Raw genomic sequence first — 450 nt, 5'->3', positions numbered from 1 at the left:
GGTCTACGGAGTGGCAGCCATCATCAACATCTGTTGGCCCCGGACGCCCGAAGCGCCCTGGTACGACAACTACATCGTGCTGCTGATGTCAGGCATCGTCATCGGGCTGGGTCTGCTCTACATGGCCATCGTCCGCTCCCATTCCAACGGCACCACGCCACACGCCGACGCGATCCCTGGGCCGGCTAGCTCACCGGATAAACCCGTTGTGGCGCAGCCTGTTTAGCCGACCAGCCAGATTACGATCTCCAAAGGAGAGTCACCATGACTCCGAACACCATCACCGCCAACACTGACACCGAGGCCCCGCGCCTGAACGTGACCGATCCCTCGTTCTCGATCACCTCGGCCCTGGTCCACGAGGCCCGGGAAGTCAGCTGGTTCGCCCATACCGAGTACGGGATCGCCGTCCTTCGTTACGACGAGGTCAGCGAGCTCATGCACCATCCG

2 pseudogenes are annotated in these 450 nt (G+C 62.2%); both read left to right on the top strand.

Annotated features, from left to right (window positions below):
* Positions 1–226 (top strand): annotated as a pseudogene (locus tag RM844_RS32765) (hypothetical protein); the annotation flags it as partial.
* A gap of 38 nt (positions 227–264) precedes the next feature.
* A pseudogene (locus RM844_RS32760) lies at positions 265–450 on the top strand (hypothetical protein); the annotation flags it as partial.

The sequence above is a fragment of the Streptomyces chisholmiae genome (assembly GCF_031845445.1).
Taxonomy (GTDB): Bacteria; Actinomycetota; Actinomycetes; order Streptomycetales; family Streptomycetaceae; genus Streptomyces; species Streptomyces chisholmiae.
The sequence above is the reverse complement of the archived record's forward strand: the minus strand, read 5'-3'. Positions and strand labels throughout refer to the sequence as shown.